General features: G+C 60.9%; 16 protein-coding genes and 2 pseudogenes. 12 read left to right on the top strand and 6 right to left on the bottom strand.

Annotation, left to right across the window (positions count from 1 at the left end; genetic code table 11):
• Window positions 1–47: 47 nt before the first annotated feature.
• Window positions 48–752 carry a metal-dependent hydrolase gene (locus EDE05_RS04635; RefSeq protein ID WP_112803707.1) on the bottom strand — a complete coding sequence of 235 codons (705 nt, stop codon included), beginning with the start codon at window positions 750–752 and terminating at the stop codon, window positions 48–50.
• Between the two features lie 116 nt (window positions 753–868).
• Here EDE05_RS04635 and ruvX point away from each other — a divergent pair, with 116 nt between their 5' ends.
• Window positions 869–1,360 carry a Holliday junction resolvase RuvX gene (ruvX, locus tag EDE05_RS04630; RefSeq protein WP_134100421.1) on the top strand — a complete coding sequence of 164 codons (492 nt, stop codon included), beginning with the start codon at window positions 869–871 and terminating at the stop codon, window positions 1,358–1,360.
• Here ruvX and EDE05_RS04625 read toward each other — a convergent pair.
• The 3 genes from EDE05_RS04625 to EDE05_RS04620 form a co-directional block, all read right to left on the bottom strand.
• A complete protein-coding gene (locus EDE05_RS04625; RefSeq protein WP_134100418.1) occupies window positions 1,300–1,629 on the bottom strand; it encodes a DUF6105 family protein in 330 nt (109 codons plus the stop codon). The genes ruvX and EDE05_RS04625 overlap by 61 nt on opposite strands.
• The gene (locus EDE05_RS26715) at window positions 1,626–1,796 is read right to left on the bottom strand and encodes a hypothetical protein (protein ID WP_166675433.1); all 171 of its coding nucleotides are present in this window, start codon (window positions 1,794–1,796) and stop codon (window positions 1,626–1,628) included. Before EDE05_RS26715 ends, EDE05_RS04625 begins: the two co-directional genes overlap by 4 nt.
• A 127-nt stretch (window positions 1,797–1,923) precedes the next feature.
• A complete protein-coding gene (locus EDE05_RS04620) occupies window positions 1,924–2,568 on the bottom strand; it encodes a TetR/AcrR family transcriptional regulator (protein WP_134100415.1) in 645 nt (214 codons plus the stop codon).
• 184 nt (window positions 2,569–2,752) lie between these two features.
• Between EDE05_RS04620 and EDE05_RS04615 the strand changes: the two genes are divergently transcribed.
• Window positions 2,753–3,688: an AEC family transporter gene (locus EDE05_RS04615; protein ID WP_134100412.1), complete on the top strand. Its 936-nt coding sequence runs from the start codon at window positions 2,753–2,755 to the stop codon at window positions 3,686–3,688.
• Here the strand turns inward: EDE05_RS04615 and EDE05_RS04610 are convergent.
• Window positions 3,670–5,322 (bottom strand): acyl-CoA dehydrogenase family protein, encoded by a 1,653-nt coding sequence (locus EDE05_RS04610; RefSeq protein WP_134100410.1) that lies wholly within the window; start codon window positions 5,320–5,322, stop codon window positions 3,670–3,672. The genes EDE05_RS04615 and EDE05_RS04610 overlap by 19 nt on opposite strands.
• A 199-nt stretch (window positions 5,323–5,521) precedes the next feature.
• On the opposite strand from EDE05_RS04610, the gene EDE05_RS04605 reads away from it, so the two are divergent.
• From EDE05_RS04605 to dprA, 4 genes and pseudogenes are all read left to right on the top strand, one after another.
• Window positions 5,522–6,463, top strand: coding sequence for an aspartate carbamoyltransferase catalytic subunit (locus EDE05_RS04605; RefSeq protein WP_105371887.1), 942 nt, complete (start codon window positions 5,522–5,524; stop codon window positions 6,461–6,463).
• On the top strand, window positions 6,460–7,746 hold the full coding sequence (locus tag EDE05_RS04600) for a dihydroorotase (protein WP_134100407.1): 1,287 nt from the start codon (window positions 6,460–6,462) through the stop codon (window positions 7,744–7,746). Before EDE05_RS04605 ends, EDE05_RS04600 begins: the two co-directional genes overlap by 4 nt.
• 13 nt (window positions 7,747–7,759) lie before the next feature.
• Window positions 7,760–8,377 carry a glycerol-3-phosphate 1-O-acyltransferase PlsY gene (plsY, locus tag EDE05_RS04595; protein WP_112802233.1) on the top strand — a complete coding sequence of 206 codons (618 nt, stop codon included), beginning with the start codon at window positions 7,760–7,762 and terminating at the stop codon, window positions 8,375–8,377.
• A gap of 1 nt (window position 8,378) precedes the next feature.
• Window positions 8,379–9,545, top strand: a pseudogene (gene dprA, locus EDE05_RS04590) (DNA-processing protein DprA).
• Here dprA and EDE05_RS27485 read toward each other — a convergent pair.
• Window positions 9,440–9,708: pseudogene (locus tag EDE05_RS27485) on the bottom strand (hypothetical protein). The pseudogenes dprA and EDE05_RS27485 overlap by 106 nt on opposite strands.
• Before the next feature lie 242 nt (window positions 9,709–9,950).
• Between EDE05_RS27485 and topA the strand changes: the two are divergent.
• The 6 genes from topA to rpmG all read left to right on the top strand — a co-directional run bounded on the left by topA (window position 9,951) and on the right by rpmG (window position 17,562).
• Entirely contained in the window at window positions 9,951–12,608 is a 2,658-nt protein-coding gene (gene topA, locus EDE05_RS04585) for a type I DNA topoisomerase (RefSeq protein ID WP_132409695.1), read from the top strand.
• Between the two features lie 86 nt (window positions 12,609–12,694).
• Complete coding sequence (rnr, locus tag EDE05_RS04580) at window positions 12,695–14,971, top strand: ribonuclease R (RefSeq protein WP_245505102.1); 2,277 nt, start codon at window positions 12,695–12,697, stop codon at window positions 14,969–14,971.
• A gap of 2 nt (window positions 14,972–14,973) precedes the next feature.
• Window positions 14,974–15,426, top strand: a complete 453-nt coding sequence (locus EDE05_RS04575; RefSeq protein WP_112802227.1) for a DUF983 domain-containing protein — start codon at window positions 14,974–14,976, stop codon at window positions 15,424–15,426.
• 32 nt (window positions 15,427–15,458) lie between these two features.
• Window positions 15,459–16,109: an NUDIX domain-containing protein gene (locus EDE05_RS04570; protein WP_245519870.1), complete on the top strand. Its 651-nt coding sequence runs from the start codon at window positions 15,459–15,461 to the stop codon at window positions 16,107–16,109.
• A 10-nt stretch (window positions 16,110–16,119) separates the two neighbouring features.
• Entirely contained in the window at window positions 16,120–17,304 is a 1,185-nt protein-coding gene (locus EDE05_RS04565; protein ID WP_112802223.1) for an MFS transporter, read from the top strand.
• Window positions 17,305–17,394: 90 nt separating this feature from the next.
• On the top strand, window positions 17,395–17,562 hold the full coding sequence (gene rpmG, locus EDE05_RS04560; RefSeq protein ID WP_003547442.1) for a 50S ribosomal protein L33: 168 nt from the start codon (window positions 17,395–17,397) through the stop codon (window positions 17,560–17,562).
• Window positions 17,563–17,683 lie beyond the last annotated feature (121 nt).

The following is a 17,683-nucleotide window of genomic DNA, read 5'->3' as shown; positions in this document are numbered from 1 at the left end:
TAACGCGCGCCAGCTCAACGCGCGGCCACTCCCCGCTCGACCAAGCCTCAATAGCTCAGGCTGGCCCCCACGGACGGCGTTTCCACGCGGGTGCGGGTGCCTTCCATGCCTTTGACGAATTTTTCCGGCGTCTGGTCGATGATGGGGAAGCTTCCGTAGTGGCAGGGAATGGCGTGCTTGAAATCGAAGAAGCGTTGGCAGGCAAGCGCGGCGACGGCCCCGCCCATCGTGAACCGGTCTCCGATCGGCACGATGCCGATATCCGGCTGGTGCAGTTCGTTGATCAGCCCCATATCGGTAAAAATGTCGGTATCGCCCATATGCAGCACGGACGGTTCGTCGTCAAAATGCAGCATCAGTCCATTTGCATTGCCGAGGCTATGGGAAACGCCGTCCTCGGTGATCTGCGCAGAGGAATGGTGCGCCTGAGTGAAGGTCGCGGTAAAGCCGTCAAAGGCCACCGTTCCACCGGTATTGCCCATTTCAAGCTTTTCGACGCCCTTGCTGCCGAGCCATGCGGCAAGGTCGGCATTGGCAAGAACCGTTGCGCCGGTTTCCTTAGCAATCCTGACGGTATCGCCGACGTGATCGCCATGGCCGTGGGTCAGCAGAATATGGGTCACTCCCTCTGCCGCGGCTTTTGCATCCTGCCCGCTAAAGGCGGGATTCCCTGTGAAAAATGGGTCGATCAGTATCTTCGCCTTTGCGGTTTCTAGGCGAAAGGCGGAATGGCCGAGCCAGGTCAGCTTCATGAAATTACTCCTGCTATACGGGTCAACATGGTAACGACAGATAGCCGATATGGAGCTAAAGGAAAGGGGCGGAGCGAGGAACCAGCGGCCGCTTCACCACAGGGAACGGAGAGCAAATGGCAGTGATGACGATCGAGGAACTGGCCGAAGCCCTCGAGCCCGCGCAGGCAATCGCCGGTATCGATCTCGGCACGAAAACGATCGGGCTTGCCATGTCGGACATCGGCCGGCGGTTTGCCTCCCCTCGTCCGGTCATCAGGCGGGTGAAATTCACCAAGGACGCGGAACTGATGCTGAATTTCGCGGAAAAGGAAAAGGTGGCGGCTTTCATCATCGGCCTGCCGGTAAATATGGACGGTTCGTCCGGGCCTCGCGTCCAGGCAACCCGAGCCTTCGTGCGTTCTATGGGCGAGAAGACCCCCATTCCCTTTGTCTTCTGGGACGAACGGCTTTCCACGGTCGCGGCCGAGCGGGCGCTTCTTGAAATGGATGTTTCCCGGGCAAAGCGGGCCGAGCGGATCGATTCCGCTGCGGCAAGCTTCATTCTTCAGGGAGCTCTCGACAGACTTTCCTCGCTCGGCAGGGAAATCTCCTCCCGCGACGCCTGACGCTGACGCCACCAGGCAGCAATCTGCCGGCGCTTGCGGAACCCGATGATCGCAAAAACGATCAGACTGTCGAACGCGATGGCACGGGCCACCAGCGGGGGAATGGTCTCCGGCGGTATGCCCAGGACATGCCCGTATATCTGAAAGACCAGATCATGCGTCTGACGCGTCAGCATGAAGAAGCCGAAGCTCATGTCGTAGTAGGAGAGCCCGTACCAGCTGGTCAGCAGCAAGACGGGCCCGGCCCATAAAATCAGGAACCACTTCATGCGGTCCTCCCCCTCGGCTCGACCGGATACATCTCCGGCGCCATGAGCCATCTCGTTAGCGCCATGACACTCAAAACCACAGCCGGAACGGCAATATTCAGTGCCAGCATGGCGAAGATTGCGGTCAGGGCGACCAGCAATGCCTTACCCCTTACTGCAGTTCCCATGTCGTCCGCGTCCCGATCATCTTTGGTTAATGATGCGTTAACGTCAAACTTAGAGGGCCAGAGATTTACCGCAACGGAAACCGCGGCGCATGGTTAATTCGAAGAGGCGGGACTGTGGAAAAGTCGATCAGCCATAGATGGCGCGGACCAGGCGGGAGATGGCGCCCACGACCTTGTCCCAGTCCTTGTTGGTGCGCAGCGCAACCCCGGCGAACTGCCCGCTCACGGCGGCCGAAATCACCAGATGCTGGATTGCGGCAAACAGGATCGCGTTGGTGGTCGTGGCGTCGACACCCTTGGGCGGTGTCAGCGATCCCCGCATCCGGTCCAGCCATTTGCCGAGAGCCTTCGTTCGGGCTTCCGAGAGGCGGCGAACCTGCGGCGTGTCCTGCGAGACCTCCCAGGCAACGATCTTGCAGACGAGTGGATCGTCGCGCAGCGCCTCCATGAAATAGATCGCAAGCTTCTCCATCAGGTCGCCATAGGTCAGCAGGAACATGCCGCCGGTGTCTTCCGGTATCCGTTCCTTGACCCAAGTGCCGAGATCAGCGCCGATCGCCTCGACCAAACCTTCGAGGCCGCCGTAGTAGCGGTAGATAAGTTGTTTGTCGCAACCGGCCTTGCGGGCGATGGCATTGATACCGAAGCCCTGGAATCCCTGTTCGGCCAGAAGATTACGCGCAGCGAGAAAGATCGCGCGTTCCGTGCTGGCGCGATTGCGCACTTTTGCAGCCGGACTTGCCTGCGCCGTGACTTCGGGGATCTGGAGCATCTGTCGCCTGTACCAATTGAGCTTGTCATCGCGATAAAGCGGGGCCTCGGGCACTGCAAGCCGTCCGAAGAGCCATGCACAAGATTGCGGCGCATTATGATATGTCGTTCAGCAACTGTCTGATTGCACAAGGGCTTGCGAGGGACTAACGAGGGGAACACCTCCTCGATCCCGTTACTGGCAAATGCTCCTGATATTCGAAAGTATCCTGCCGATCTTCCTTCTGGTGCTACTCGGTGCGGCTTTGAAGCGAAGTTCCTTCATCAATGCGACGCTTTGGGACGGGCTTGAGCAACTGGGCTACTACGTCCTGTTTCCGGCCCTGCTTTTTTATACGCTGGCGACCGCAGACTTCACGAAAATCGATATAGGACTGATCGGCGCGGTAGCGAACGGCGCAGTGATACTGATGGCGGGCCTGGTTCTGGCTCTTTGGCCAGTCCTTCGCCGAGCCGGCGTTGGCGCGCCGGCCTTCAGTTCGCTTTTCCAGTGCTCGACCCGCTGGAATGCGTTTGTCGCTCTTGCAATCGGTCAGAAAATTTTTGGAACTGAGGGGATTGCGATAATCGCCGTCATCATGGCAGCGATCATCGTGCCCATCAACCTGATCAACGTCTCGGTGCTGCTCTGGTTTTCCGGTCGATGGCAGGGATATCGGATATTTGCCCTTCGTATCGTGACCAATCCGCTGATTTTCAGCAGTGTTGCCGGCATCGTCGTCAATCTTCTGAACATCCCGATCTATCAGCCGTTAATGGTGACGGTCGGGCTCGTCTCGCAGGCATCGCTAAGCCTTGGCCTGATCGCCGTCGGCGCCGGTCTGCGGATCGCCGATGCCCTCAAGCCAGGCGCCATGGTGATGCTCGGCACCGCGCTGAAGCTCTTGATGTTTCCGGCAGTCATGGTCGGCTTGGCGATTCTTTGCCGTGTCGGCGGCGAAACGCTCGTGCTGCTCGCCTTGAGCGCAAGCGTGCCGACGGCCATGAACGGATATCTGCTCGCCAAGAAGATGGGCGGCGACGCGGACCTCTATGCCGCGACCGCAACAGTGCAGACGGTCGCCTCGTTCTTCACCATCCCGCTGGTGATGATCGCTGCCAGTCAGCTTGCCGCGGGATAAAGAAGATCGATGATGTAGCGGGCATCGAATCTCGCATCAAGCATGCCGTAGGTCGAACGCCAGCCGCCCGCCAATCGGGTTTCAAGAAACGCATCGGCGATCTTGCCCGCGCCGAGGCGCATGAGTTCGGATGCACCGGCTGCGAGAGCGAGCTGCTCGACCAGGAGGCGCGCCGCCCCCTCATCGGTTTCGCAGAGCGCCATGGCGGCGCGCAGCACCTCCACCGTCTTTCTGCCGGACGCACCGAGATCGCGCTCGAAACCGGCGAGCACCGTGTTGAACAGGTCCTTGCCGCGCGACAGCACACGCAGCACGTCGAGCGCCATTACGTTGCCGGAGCCTTCCCATATCGCGTTGACCGGAGCCTCGCGGTAGTGACGGGCGATCGGCCTCTCTTCGACATAACCGTTGCCGCCCAGGCACTCCATCGCCTCGTAGATGAGCGAGGGCGCCAGCTTGCAGTTCCAGTATTTGACCACAGGGGTCATGACACGGGCAAAGGCAGCGTCCGCCGGATCGGAGGCGGCGCGGTCGAAGGCATCGGCCAGCCTGAAACTGAGTGCCGTTGCCGCTGCGACATCCAGGGCCATGTCGGCCAATACGCGCGTCATCAAAGGCTGGTCGATCAGCTTTTTGCCGAAGACACCGCGGCCCCGGCAATGGTGCACCGCCTCGGCCAGCGAAGCCCGCATAATACCAGCGGATGCCAGGGCGCAATCGAGCCGCGTCAGCGTCACCATGTCGAGGATGGTGCGGATACCGGCGCCCGGATCGCCGAGCAGATAACCGAAGGCATCGGTGAATTCGACTTCCGACGACGCGTTCGAGCGGTTGCCGAGCTTGTCCTTGAGCCGCTGAAACTGCAGGCCGTTCGCCGATCCGTCTTCCAGAAGACGCGGAACAAGGAAGCAGCCGATGCCCTCGTTCGTCTTGGCCAACATGACGAAGCCGTCGCTCATCGGTGCCGACATGAACCACTTGTGGCCGGAAAGCCGGTAAATGCCCTCTCCCACCCGCTCGGCGGTCGAACGATTGGCGCGTACATCCGTACCGCCCTGTTTCTCCGTCATGCCCATGCCAAGCGTGACGGCGGTTTTCTGCAGCGCCGGGCGATTCGTCGAATCGTATTTGCGCGACAGGATCTTCGGCGCCCATTCCTTCTGGACGCGCGGAGAGGCCATCAGGGCCGCGACCGAGGCGCTGGTCATCGTCAGCGGGCAAAGATGGCCGCATTCGAGCTGCGCCGTCAGATAGAAGCGCGTTGCGCGCGCCTTGTGCTCATGGCCCTTGGCTTCCGGTATGTTTTCCCAGACGGAGGAATGCAGTCCCGCCTGCATCGAGCGGCGCATCAGCGCATGCCAAGCCGGGTGAAACTCCACGGTGTCCAGCCGCTCGCCACGCGGGCCATGGGTCTTGAGCTTCGGCGGATTTTCGTTCGCCATGCGCGCAAGTTCCTGCGCCTCCGGCGAAGTCACGTAACGGCCCAGCTGGTCGTATTCCTCCCGAACCGTACGATGCAGGCCACTCGTCAGGTCGACAACCAACGGATCGGATCGATACGCATTGATCCCCGACCAGGGTTTCGGCTGGTTCAGTTCGACAAATTTTTCTTCGGCGCGCGATATCTGGTTCATGAGGCGGTTCTAGCGGAAGTTACAGAGTCTGGAAACGGCAGCCTTTAACGATTTCGGTCGTTCTGCACAAAAGGCCGCGACGGGGGCAGAGAAGATCTGCCGGCACGGCCCGAACAAGTGGTGAGATAACTCTTCTGCCGCTTGCGACCTTCACCATCAGACCTTATAGACCGCCGAACGCAAGCGGAGACATGATCTTATGGTCTTCTTCCCCCATCGCCATCTCCTTGGCATCAAGGGCCTTACCGAACAGGACATCACCTTTCTTCTCGACAAGGCCGATGAGGCCGTGAAGATTTCCCGCCAGCGGGAAAAGAAGACGTCGACCTTACGCGGCCTCACGCAAATCAACCTCTTCTTCGAGGCCTCTACACGCACCCAATCCTCATTCGAACTCGCCGGCAAACGGCTTGGCGCCGATGTGATGAACATGTCGGTGGGCAATTCGTCGGTAAAAAAAGGCGAGACCCTGATCGACACGGCGATGACGCTCAATGCGATGCGTCCCGACGTGCTGGTGCTGCGCCATTCCTCGGCGGGTGCGGCCGCACTGCTTGCACAGAAGGTGGCCTGCTCGGTCGTCAATGCCGGCGATGGTCAGCACGAACACCCGACCCAGGCCCTGCTCGACGCGTTGACGATCCGCCGCGCCAAGGGAAAGCTGTCGCGCATCATCGTGGCGATCTGTGGCGACGTGCTGCACTCGCGCGTCGCCCGCTCCAACATCCTTCTGCTCAACGCGATGGGCGCTCGGGTTCGGGTGGTCGCGCCGTCGACGCTTTTGCCCTCCGGCATCCGGGAGATGGGCGTGGAGGTCTTCCACTCGATGGAGGAAGGCCTGAAGGATGCCGATGTGGTAATGATGCTCAGGCTTCAGCGAGAGCGCATGGCCGGGGCGTTCGTACCCTCCGTGCGCGAATATTTCCGCTTCTACGGTCTCGACGCGGAAAAACTCAAGGCGGCCAAAGAGGACGCACTCGTCATGCATCCCGGCCCGATGAACCGCGGCGTTGAGATTGCCTCCGAAGTGGCGGACGGACCGCAGAGCGTCATAGAGCAACAGGTGGAAATGGGGGTCGCGGTGCGCATGGCGGTGATGGAGACCTTGCTCGTCTCGCATAACCAGGGAGAGCGCGCATGACCGCGACTGTTCTGAAGAACCTCCGCATCATCGACCCCTCACGTAATCTTGATGAGACCGGCACGATTCTAATCGGCGACGACGGCCGCATCCTCGCCGCCGGCAAGGACGCTCAGAACCAGGGCACACCGGAAGGCGCAACGATCAAGGATTGCCTGGGTCTCGTCGCGACGCCGGGCCTCGTGGACGCCCGCGTCTACGTCGGTGAGCCGGGCGCCGAGCACACCGAGACGATCGAATCGGCGAGCCGTGCGGCCGCCGCCGGAGGGGTCACCTCCTTCATCATGATGCCGGACACCGATCCAGTGCTGGACGATATCGCGCTGATCGAGTTCGTGCAGAAGACGGCGCGCGACAAGGCGCTGGTCAACGTTCATCCGGCCGCAGCACTGACCAAAGGGCTTGCCGGCGAAGAGATGACCGAGATCGGGCTGTTGCAGCAGTCCGGTGCGGTTGCCTTCACCAACGGTCGCCATGGCCTTTCCGACAGCCTGCTTCTTCGCCGCGCCATGACCTATGCGCGGGAATTCGATGCGGTCATAGCTCTCGAATTACGGGAACGATATCTCGGCAACGGGGTCATGAACGAGGGGCTGTTCGCGAGTTGGCTCGGTCTGTCGGGCGTGCCGAAGGAAGCGGAGATCATTCCGCTCGAGCGCGATTTACGAATCGCCGGCCTGACCGGTGCGAAGTATCATGCGGCCAAGATCTCCGTGGCGGAATCGGCTGAGGCGGTCCGTGTCGCTCGCTCGCGCGGCGCGAAGGTCACCTGCGGCGTATCGATCAATCATTTGTCGCTCAACGAGAACGACATCGGCGAATACCGGACGTTCTTCAAGCTTTCGCCGCCGCTGCGCTCCGAAGACGATCGCGTTGCGATGGCCGAGGCAATTGCCGACGGCACGATCGACATCATCGTGTCCTCGCACGACCCGCAGGATGTCGACACCAAGCGCCTTCCTTTTGCGGATGCCGCCGACGGCGCGATCGGGCTTGAGACGATGCTCGCCGCGGCCCTCCGGCTGCATCACGACGGCCGGGTGCCGTTGATGCGCCTGATCGACGCCATGTCTACCCGTCCGGCGCAGATTTTCGGCCTCGACGCCGGCACGCTGAAACCGGGGGCCAAGGCTGATATCACGCTCATCGATCTCGACGAGCCTTGGATCGTATCGAAGGATATGCTTTTGTCCCGTTCGAAGAACACGCCTTTTGAAGACGCGCGTTTCTCAGGTCGCGCCATGGCGACCTACGTGGCGGGCAAATGCGTACATTCGCTTTGATGGGGGACGATGCTTGAGTGAGCTATTCAACTGGCAGATCACGCTGCCTATCGCAATTGCAGTGCTCATCTTCGGCTACCTGCTAGGCTCCATTCCCTTCGGCCTCATCCTCACCCGAGCGGCGGGCCTCGGCGATATCCGGTCGATCGGTTCCGGCAATATCGGCGCGACAAACGTTCTGCGCACCGGCAACAAGAAGCTCGCGGCGGCAACTCTTTTGCTCGATGCTCTGAAGGCCACGGCCGCGGCCGTGATCGGTTGGTATTTCTTCGGTGAAGAAGCGGGGCTGCTGGCGGGATCTGCAGCCTTTTTGGGCCACCTCTTCCCCGTCTGGCTGGGTTTCAAGGGCGGCAAGGGCGTCGCCACCTATATCGGCACCCTGCTCGGCGTGGCGCCGATGATGGTTCTCGTCTTCGCCGCGATCTGGCTTGCAACCGCGAAGCTCAGCAAATATTCCTCGCTGTCCGCTCTGGTTGCAACTCTTGTCATCCCGGTTGTGCTGTGGTTCATAGATGAGCCGAAGATTGCACTGATCATGGCGATCATGACAGTCATCTCCTGGTGGAAGCACGAAACCAATATCAAGCGGTTGATCGCCGGTACGGAAAGCAAGATCGGCCAAAAGGGATAATATGGATGGCAGCGCAAGGCGGACTGGGATTGCGCTGACGGAAAGACGAAGAATCGCCTGGCTCAGGCTGATCCGTTCCGACAATGTCGGCCCCGCGACCTTTCGCGACCTCATCAATCATTGCGGTTCCGCAGAAAAAACGCTCTCGCCATGTTGCCGGAACTTTCCAAACGCGGTGGTGCGGCAAGAGCGATCCGCATCGCCACGGTCGCGGAAGCAGAAAGCGAGCTCGACGCCACCCGTCGCCACGGCGCACGGTTTATCGGCATCGGCGAACCGGATTACCGGCCAGCTCTTCGCCAGATCGATGGCGCCCCACCGCTATTGGCCGTCAAAGGTCACCTCCCGGCGGCAACGCGCCCGTCAGTCGGTGTCGTGGGATCACGCAATGCCTCGATTGCTGGCGCCAAGTTCGCGGCAATGATTGCCCGCGATTGTGGTCGCGCAGGCTATACAGTCACGTCCCGCCTCGCTCGGGGGATCGACACCGCAGCGCATCGCGCCAGCCTCGAGAGCGGAACGATTGCGGTGCTTGCCGGAGGGCTCGACCAGCCTTACCCGCCGGAAAACAGTCCGCTTGTCGACGAGATCACCGACCGCGCCGGCCTGGCAGTGAGCGAAATGCCCTTCGGCTGGGAACCCCGCGCAAGGGATTTCCCCCGTCGCAACCGACTGATTGCCGGCATCTCGCTTCGTGTCGTCGTGGGGGACGCAGCAGAACGCTCGGGCTCGCTCATCACCGCGCGGATTGCCACCGATTTCGGTCGACTGGTCTTTGCCGTTCCCGGCTCGCCGCTCGACCCCAGGTGTCACGGCACAAACGGCCTGCTTAAACAGGGCGCTTATCGTAACCACCGCCTCGACCGACGTCATCGAGGCCCTAGCGCCACTTTCCGAGCTTGATCTTTTCGACGGATCGGTCGTGGAAGAACCGGACAAGACGAGCGGCAGCATGCTCCCGCCCGATGACGACGACCGCGCAAGGATCGTTTCCGCGCTCGGACCGACGCCGGTGGAGGTGGATGACGTCATCCGGCATACCGGACTGCCCGCCTCCTGCGTTTACCTGATCTTGCTTGAGCTCGACCTGGCCGGCCGTCTACACCGACACGTTGGGGATTTGTCTCGCTCGCGATGGAGGAATGACCTGGGACGGCGCCCGGCCTGAACATCCCCGCCTCGACATAGGCCATTTTGATCAGATAGCAGAGCATATCCGCCCCCTCCCCAAGAGCAACCTGCCTCAATTCTCCAAGCATCTGCCGGATATAGGCAATATTCTCCCTGGTATTCTCCTCACGCCGACCGTTCATCTCATTTTGAGGGACCATGTTACATTCCTGTCGAGCAACGCGGCGGGTTGGATGCCACGCATAGCAGCATGTGCAACCGACCATATAGCATTTATTTAAGATTGCAACCGATTGGAAATCTTCCTTGGGTTGCATTCCGTTGTATCCCGATTTTGTCGATCACCTCTTGACCGCGGGGCAAACGCCCTCCATGTCGGGAGGTCAAGATTTCCGCCTGGCCGCGACCGCTGCTGGGCGAAGCCTCTATTCAGAGAAAAAAGATGAATGTTGTTGTTGTAGAATCTCCAGCCAAAGCCAAGACGATCAATAAGTATCTCGGTTCCGGCTACAAGGTTCTCGCCTCTTTCGGCCACGTGCGCGATCTTCCAGCGAAGGATGGGTCCGTGCTTCCCGACCAGGATTTCGAAATGTCCTGGGAGGTCGATGGTGCGTCCCAGAAGCGCATGAAGGATATTGCCGACGCGGTGAAGGGTTCGGACGGGCTGTTTCTGGCGACCGACCCTGATCGCGAGGGTGAAGCTATCTCCTGGCATGTGCTCGATCTTCTGAAGAAAAAGCGAGTGATAGGCGACAAGCCGGTCAAGCGGGTCGTCTTCAACGCTATCACCAAGAAAGCCGTGCTTGATGCCATGGCCAATCCGCGTGACATCGACGTGCCTCTGGTCGATGCTTATCTCGCCCGCCGTGCGCTAGATTATCTCGTCGGCTTCAATCTTTCGCCGGTTCTCTGGCGCAAGCTGCCGGGCGCACGCTCGGCGGGCCGCGTTCAATCCGTCGCGCTGCGGCTCGTCTGCGACCGGGAATCGGAAATCGAACGCTTCGTCTCGGAAGAGTATTGGAACCTGTCCGCCCTGCTGCGCACCCCGCGCGGGGACGAGTTCGAGGCCCGCCTCGTTTCCGCAGACGGGAAACGCCTGCAGAACCGCTCCATCAAAAACGGCGAGGACGCCAATCGGCTGAAGACGCTCCTCGACGGCGCCAGCTATGTCGTTGACACGGTCGAGGCAAAGCCCGTCAAACGCAATCCTGGCCCGCCCTTCACCACTTCAACCCTGCAGCAGGCTGCGTCCTCCAATCTCGGCTTCAATGCCTCGCGTACCATGCAGGTCGCGCAGAAGCTCTATGAGGGCGTGGATATAGGCGGCGAAACCGTCGGTCTCATCACCTATATGCGTACCGACGGCGTGCAGATGGCGCCCGAAGCCATTGAAGGGGCCCGTCACGCTATCGCCGACCAATTCGGAAACCGCTACCTGCCGGAAAAGCCCCGCTTCTATTCCACCAAGGCGAAGAACGCACAGGAAGCGCACGAAGCCGTTCGCCCCACCGATTTCAACCGCTCGCCGGACAAGGTGCGCCGCTACCTCGATGCCGACCAGGCCCGGCTTTACGAACTGATCTGGAAGCGCGGGATCGCAAGCCAGATGGCATCCGCCGAAATCGAGCGCACCACGGTCGAGATCCTTGCAGACAACAACGGCCAGCGGGCCGGTCTCAGAGCAGTGGGCTCCGTCATTCGCTTCGACGGCTTCCTTGGCGCCTATATGGACCAACGCGAGGACGGCGAAAAAGGCGACGATGATGAGGACGACGGCCGGCTTCCTGAAATCAATGCGCGCGAAAAGCTCGACAAGAGCAAGGTGAATGCCAGCCAGCACTTCACCGAGCCCCCGCCCCGCTATTCGGAAGCATCGCTGATCAAGAAGATGGAAGAGCTCGGTATCGGCCGGCCCTCCACCTATGCCGCGACACTGAAGACGTTGAGCGACCGTGAATACGTGACGATCGACAAACGCAAGCTCGTTCCCGAGGCGAAGGGCCGGCTGGTAACCGCCTTCCTCGAGAGCTTCTTCACCAGATACGTGGAATACGACTTTACCGCCGACCTTGAAGAGAAGCTCGACAAGATTTCCGCCGGTGAACTCGACTGGAAACAAGTCCTGCGCGAATTCTGGCAGGATTTCTTCGCCCAGATCGAAGACACGAAGGAGCTGCGTGTCACCAACGTGCTCGACGCGCTGAACGAGGCTTTGGCGCCGCTCGTCTTCCCGAAACGGGAGGACGGCAGCGACCCGCGCACCTGTCAGGTCTGCGGCACCGGCCAACTATCGCTGAAACTCGGCAAATACGGCGCCTTCGTCGGCTGCTCGAATTACCCGGAATGCAACTATACGCGCCAGCTTTCCTCAGAAGGCGGCGCGGAGGCGGAAGCGAACGGCCTGAACGAACCGAAGGCACTGGGCGCCGACCCGCATACCGGCGAGCAGCTGACGCTGCGTTCCGGCCGGTTCGGTCCCTATATCCAGCGTGGCGAGGGCAAGGATGCCAAACGCTCGTCGCTGCCGAAGGGCTGGAAGCCGGAGGAGATCGATCACGAGAAAGCGCTCGCTCTGATTAGCTTGCCGCGCGATGTGGGCAAGCATCCCGAAAGCGGCAAGATGATCTCGACCGGCCTTGGCCGTTACGGTCCCTTCGTCCTGCATGACGGCACCTATGCCAATCTCGAATCTATCGAGGACGTCTTCACAATCGGACTTAACCGGGCCGTGACGGTGCTTGCGGAGAAGCAGAGCAAGGGTCCCGGCGGGAGAACCCGAGGAACACCTGCGGCTCTGAAGGAGCTCGGCGACCATCCCGATGGAGGATCGATCACGGTGCGTGACGGCCGCTACGGCCCTTACGTAAACTGGGGCAAGGTGAATGCCACTCTGCCGAAGGGCATGGACCCGCAAGGGGTCACCCTGGAACAGGCGCTCGCGCTGATTGTTGAAAAGGGCGGCAAGGCGCCTGCAGGCAAAGCCACGCCGAAAAAGGCAGCCGCCAAGGCGGGCACCGGCGCCAAGAAAGCTGCGCCGAAGGCAAAGGCAAAAGCGCCTGCCAAGAAGGCGGCGCCCAAGGCGAAGAAGACGGGAACGTGAGAGAACCGCGCGACAGATCGAAACACCACGGCAAACGGCAGGACAGAACTGTCGGCGCGACTACCTCTTCCGCCGGCGAGAAGCGCGTGATCATTCACGGCGCGGTGCCGCCCCGGGAGGTCCTGCTCGAATTCATCGCCGAAAACCCCGACAAGGCTTCGAAGCGGGAGATTGCCAAAGCCTTCGGCCTGAAGGGAGAAACGCGAGTCGAGCTGAAGGATCTTTTGCGGACGCTGGAGGATGAAGGCCTTCTCACCAAGAACCGCAAGTCGCTGACACGCCCCGGCGCATTGCCCCCGGTGACGGTGCTCGACATCACCACTCGCGACAAGGACGGCGAATTGATAGGCCGTCCCGCCGAATGGCCGGAAGAACAGGGCGCCGCACCCGCTGTTCTCATCCGCCAGCCTTCGGAAAACCGTGGCAAGGGCAAGACGCCGGCCGCAGGCCTCAACGACAGGGTGCTGGCAAAAATCTTCGCGAACAAGGACCGCTCCGGCCCCGCCTACACGGCCCGGATCATCAAGGTTATCGACAAGCGCCGCGGTGCCTCGCTCGGCGTCGTCAAAAAGCTCGCCGATGGTGAACTGCGCCTGCTGCCGACCGACCGGCGGGGCGAGGAAATGGTGATCGAGAGCACCGACATCGGCGACGCCAAGGACGGAGACCTGGTCGAGACGGAAGTCGTCCGTTCAGGCCGTTTCGGTCTTCCCCGCGCCCGCGTGCTATCCGTTGTCGGCTCCGTCGGGTCGGAGAAGGCGATCTCGATGATCGCCATTTATTCTCACGGTATCCCGCATATTTTCCCTCAGGCGGTTCTCAATGAGGCAGAAGCCGCCAAGCCCGCGACCATGTCCCGACGGGACGATTGGCGCGATCTTCCGCTCATCACCATCGATCCGGCCGACGCCAAGGACCATGACGACGCCGTCTACGCCGAACCGGACCCCTCCCCTGACAACCCGGACGGCGTGATCGTCACGGTCGCGATAGCCGACGTTTCCTGGTATGTCCGCACCGGTTCGCCGCTCGACCGGGAAGCGCTGAAGCGCGGCAATTCCGTTTATTTTCCGGATCGCGTCGTGCCGATGCTGCCTGAACGTATCTCGAACGATCTCTGCTCTCTTCGTGAAGGCGAGGACCGGCCGGCACTCGCCGTGCGCATGGTTTTCTCCAAGGAAGGTCGAAAATCCGGCCACACGTTCCATCGTGTTATGATGAAGAGCGCCGCCAAGCTCTCGTACCAGCAGGCGCAAGCGGCGATCGACGGAAAGCCTGACGATAAGACCGGGCCACTGCTGGAGCCGATTCTCAAGCCCCTATGGCACGCCTATCGCATCCTGAAACGCGGCCGGGACCGCCGTCAGCCGCTCGAACTGGACATGCCCGAACGCAAGATCATCTTGAAGCCGGACGGCACGGTCGACCGTGTTCATGTGCCCGAACGCCTCGACGCGCACAAGCTCATCGAGGAGATGATGATCCAGGCTAACGTCGCTGCGGCCGAGACCCTTGAGAAGAAGCGCCAGCCGCTCGTCTATCGCGTTCACGACACGCCGGCTCTTTCCAAACAGGAGGCGCTGAGGGAGTTTCTGGCTACGATCGGCATTTCGATGGCCAAAGGCGGGCAAATGCGGGCAAATTCCTTCAACGGCATCCTCGCCCGCGCGCTCGATACGCCGCATCAGAGCATGGTCAACGAGATGGTGCTGCGCTCCCAGAGCCAGGCCATCTACAGCCCCGAGAATATCGGCCATTTCGGCCTCAACCTGATGAAATACGCGCATTTCACCTCACCGATCCGCCGTTATGCAGATCTGATCGTGCATCGTGCGCTGGTCGGCTCCCTGGGGCTCGGCGAAGGCGGGATTACGCCGGACGAAGAGGCACAGCTCGACGATATTGCTGCGGAAATTTCAACGTTCGAGCGCCGCGCCATGGCGGCGGAGCGTGACACGATCAACCGGCTGATTGCCTATCATCTCAGTGAAAGGGTCGGCGAGGAATTCGAAGGCCGCGTCTCCGGCGTCACGAAGGCGGGACTATTTGTCTCGCTTCCGGCCTATGGTGCCGACGGTTTCATCCCTATATCTACCCTCGGCAACGACTACTTCATCTACGACGAGGCGCATCAGGCGCTGTCCGGCGAGAAAACGGGAGTAGGTTATCAGCTCGGCGATACCGTCGATGTGAAGCTTGTGCAAGCCATCCCGCTTGCCGGTTCGCTGCAGTTCGAAATGCTGAGCGAGGGTAAAAAACTGCCCACGGCGAGCCGCTCCTTCCACAAGTCGGGACGGCGCGACCGATCCAGCGGCCGAGCAAAGCCCGGTACGCGGCCGCCACGCAGCGGCCGGAGGAGATAGGAATGGAAAGACAGGACGAGCAGACGGTCCGGTACGGAAGTGCCGTGGAAGCCGGGAGGCCGCTCGGGCGCTCGATAAAACGGGGTATGCTGAACCGCTGTCCGAACTGCGGGACCGGCCGTCTTTTTCGAGCCTTTCTGAAACCGGTGGATGCTTGTGCTGCCTGTGGCGAGGACATTTCTCATCACCGCGCCGACGACCTGCCGGCTTACCTGGTCATCGTCGTCGTCGGGCACGTTCTGCTTACAGGTTATATGCTGACCGACATGGTCTTGCTCGTTTCCCCATGGGTGCACCTTGCGATCTGGGTGCCGCTTGCCGTGCTCGCCGCACTGCTGACCATTCAGCCGATCAAAGGCGGTGTCATCGGCCTGCAATGGGCGCTAAGGATGCACGGCTTCGGCGGTGAGGACGGCGGGGTAGCAGATCCCGGCCGCGGCGGACCGATCGCATGATTTCCTCTGCCGAGGAACAGATGCCGTCGGCAATGGACTCGCTGAAGCATGCGCCCGTCGCCGGCGTGCGGCCGAAAGATGCAGCGTCGCTCATCCTGATCGATCGCTCCGCAGGCGGTGCGCGCGTCCTCGTGGGCCGGCGCGGCAGCGGCCATGTCTTCATGCCGGATGTCTATGTCTTTCCCGGCGGACGGCGGGATGCACGGGATCATGCCCTGCCCTTCAGCGCCGATCTCGATACGCTTGTTCTGGAAAAACTCCTTCTCGGCACATCGTCCCGCTTGACCCCAAATCGCGCGCGGGCGCTCGCGCTTGCCGCATTGAGGGAGCTTCGTGAGGAGACGGGAATAGCCAGCGGGATGGCACCGGACCTTTCACGTCTGCGTTATGTCGCACGCGCGATCACTCCTCCCGGCAATGTACGTCGCTACGACACGCGCTTCTTCCTTGCCTTTTCGGACGAGACTGTCTTCGACATGACGAGTTTGGGAGATTCCAGCGAACTTCAGGACGTGCGCTGGCTTGACATCGCCGACCTTTCCGGTCTGAAACTCCCGGCCATTACGAAGACGGTCTTGGAGGACGTGAAAAGTCTCATGACAGCCGATCCCTCTTTGTCGTTCGGAAATCCGGTGTCCTTCTACTTCATGCGCCATGGACGATTCGTCCGCAGCCGACTGTAAGGAATATCGAATGCCCCAGCCGACGACCGACGCCAACGGCCATGTCGAGCGGATCCATTGGCCGTCGCTCATCGCCGCTATCGCCGCCATCAGCGCAGTCGGGATTGCCATCGGGCTCGGTCTGCCGCTCCTCAGCATTATCCTGGAGAAGCGCGGAATTCCCTCAACGCTGATCGGGCTCAACGCGGCCATGGCGGGCGTCGCTTCAATGCTTGCCGCCCCCGTCACGACCAAACTCGCGCATGACTACGGCGTTGCAAGGACCATGATATTCGCCGTCGTGGTGGCGGCATTGAGCGCTATCGGCTTTTATTACGCCGACGCCTTCTGGATGTGGTTCCCGCTTCGATTTACGTTTCATGGCGCGACCACCACCCTCTTCATCCTATCGGAATTCTGGATCAACGAGGCCGCACCTCCGCGGCGACGCGGGCTTGTGCTGGGGATCTATGCAACCGTCCTGGCAATCGGCTTTGCGAGTGGCCCCTTGCTTTTCTCGGCGCTCGGCAGCGATGGCATCCTGCCCTTCCTGGTGGGTGCCGGCATCATCATGCTCGCGGTGATCCCGATCTTCATCGCCCGGCACGAAAGCCCGGTGCTCGACACCAAGCCCGACCGGCATTTCTTCCACTATATTTTTCTGGTGCCCACCGCGACGGCAGCCGTCTTCGCTTTCGGGGCAGTTTCGGCAGGCGGCCTCTCACTCTTCCCGATCTATGCGCTTCGCGAGCAATTGAGCGAGCAGCAGGCTGCGGTCCTTCTCACGGTAATGGGAATCGGCAACATGGCTTTTCAGATTCCCCTTGGCCTGATTTCCGATAAAATGCGCGACCGCCGACCGCTTCTGACCGCTATGGCAGCGCTGGGAGTTGCAGGCTCGCTGGCGCTCCCCATGCTGATCGAAAACTGGATCCTGATGGCCGTCGTCCTGTTTTTCTGGGGCGGCTGTGTGTCCGGGCTCTATACAGTGGGCCTGGCGCACTTGGGCGCAAGGCTGAGCGGCCCGGATCTTGCAGCCGCCAATGCGGCCTTTATCTTTTGCTACGCAGTGGGTACGGTCGCAGGACCGCAGAGCATCGGGGCCGCGATGGACGTCGGCGGCAATGACGGTTTTGCGTGGGCACTGGCCGGTTTCTTCGGCTTCTATGTGGTGGTTTCGGGCTGCCGCTTACTTTTCCGATCAAAACGAGGTTGACTTTTCGGGCGCGATTTGTAATTTCGCGCCAGATTTTGCCGTGGAGCTCACCCGCGTCCACGGCTTCATTTTTTTAGAGGCAGAACGACCATGGCGAAAGCTACGACCATCAAGATCAAGCTGCTGTCGACGGCTGACACCGGTTTCTTCTACGTCACGACGAAGAACAGCCGCACGATGACGGACAAGATGACAAAGACCAAGTACGATCCGGTTGCCAAGAAGCACGTTGAATTCAAGGAAACCAAGATCAAGTAAACCTTGATCCGAGGTTGTCAGAAGGCGCCGGCCGTCAGGCTTCAGGCGCCTTTTCTTTTGGCCGAGGTTCGGCCTTCGCTGCTCGACGCACTCGCATAAAAGAAAAGCGCCGCTCCCATGA

Origin of the sequence: Neorhizobium sp. R1-B, from assembly GCF_004368875.1 — a bacterium.
In the GTDB taxonomy this organism is placed as follows: Bacteria; Pseudomonadota; Alphaproteobacteria; order Rhizobiales; family Rhizobiaceae; genus Neorhizobium; species Neorhizobium huautlense.
The sequence above is the reverse complement of the archived record's forward strand: the minus strand, read 5'-3'. Positions and strand labels throughout refer to the sequence as shown.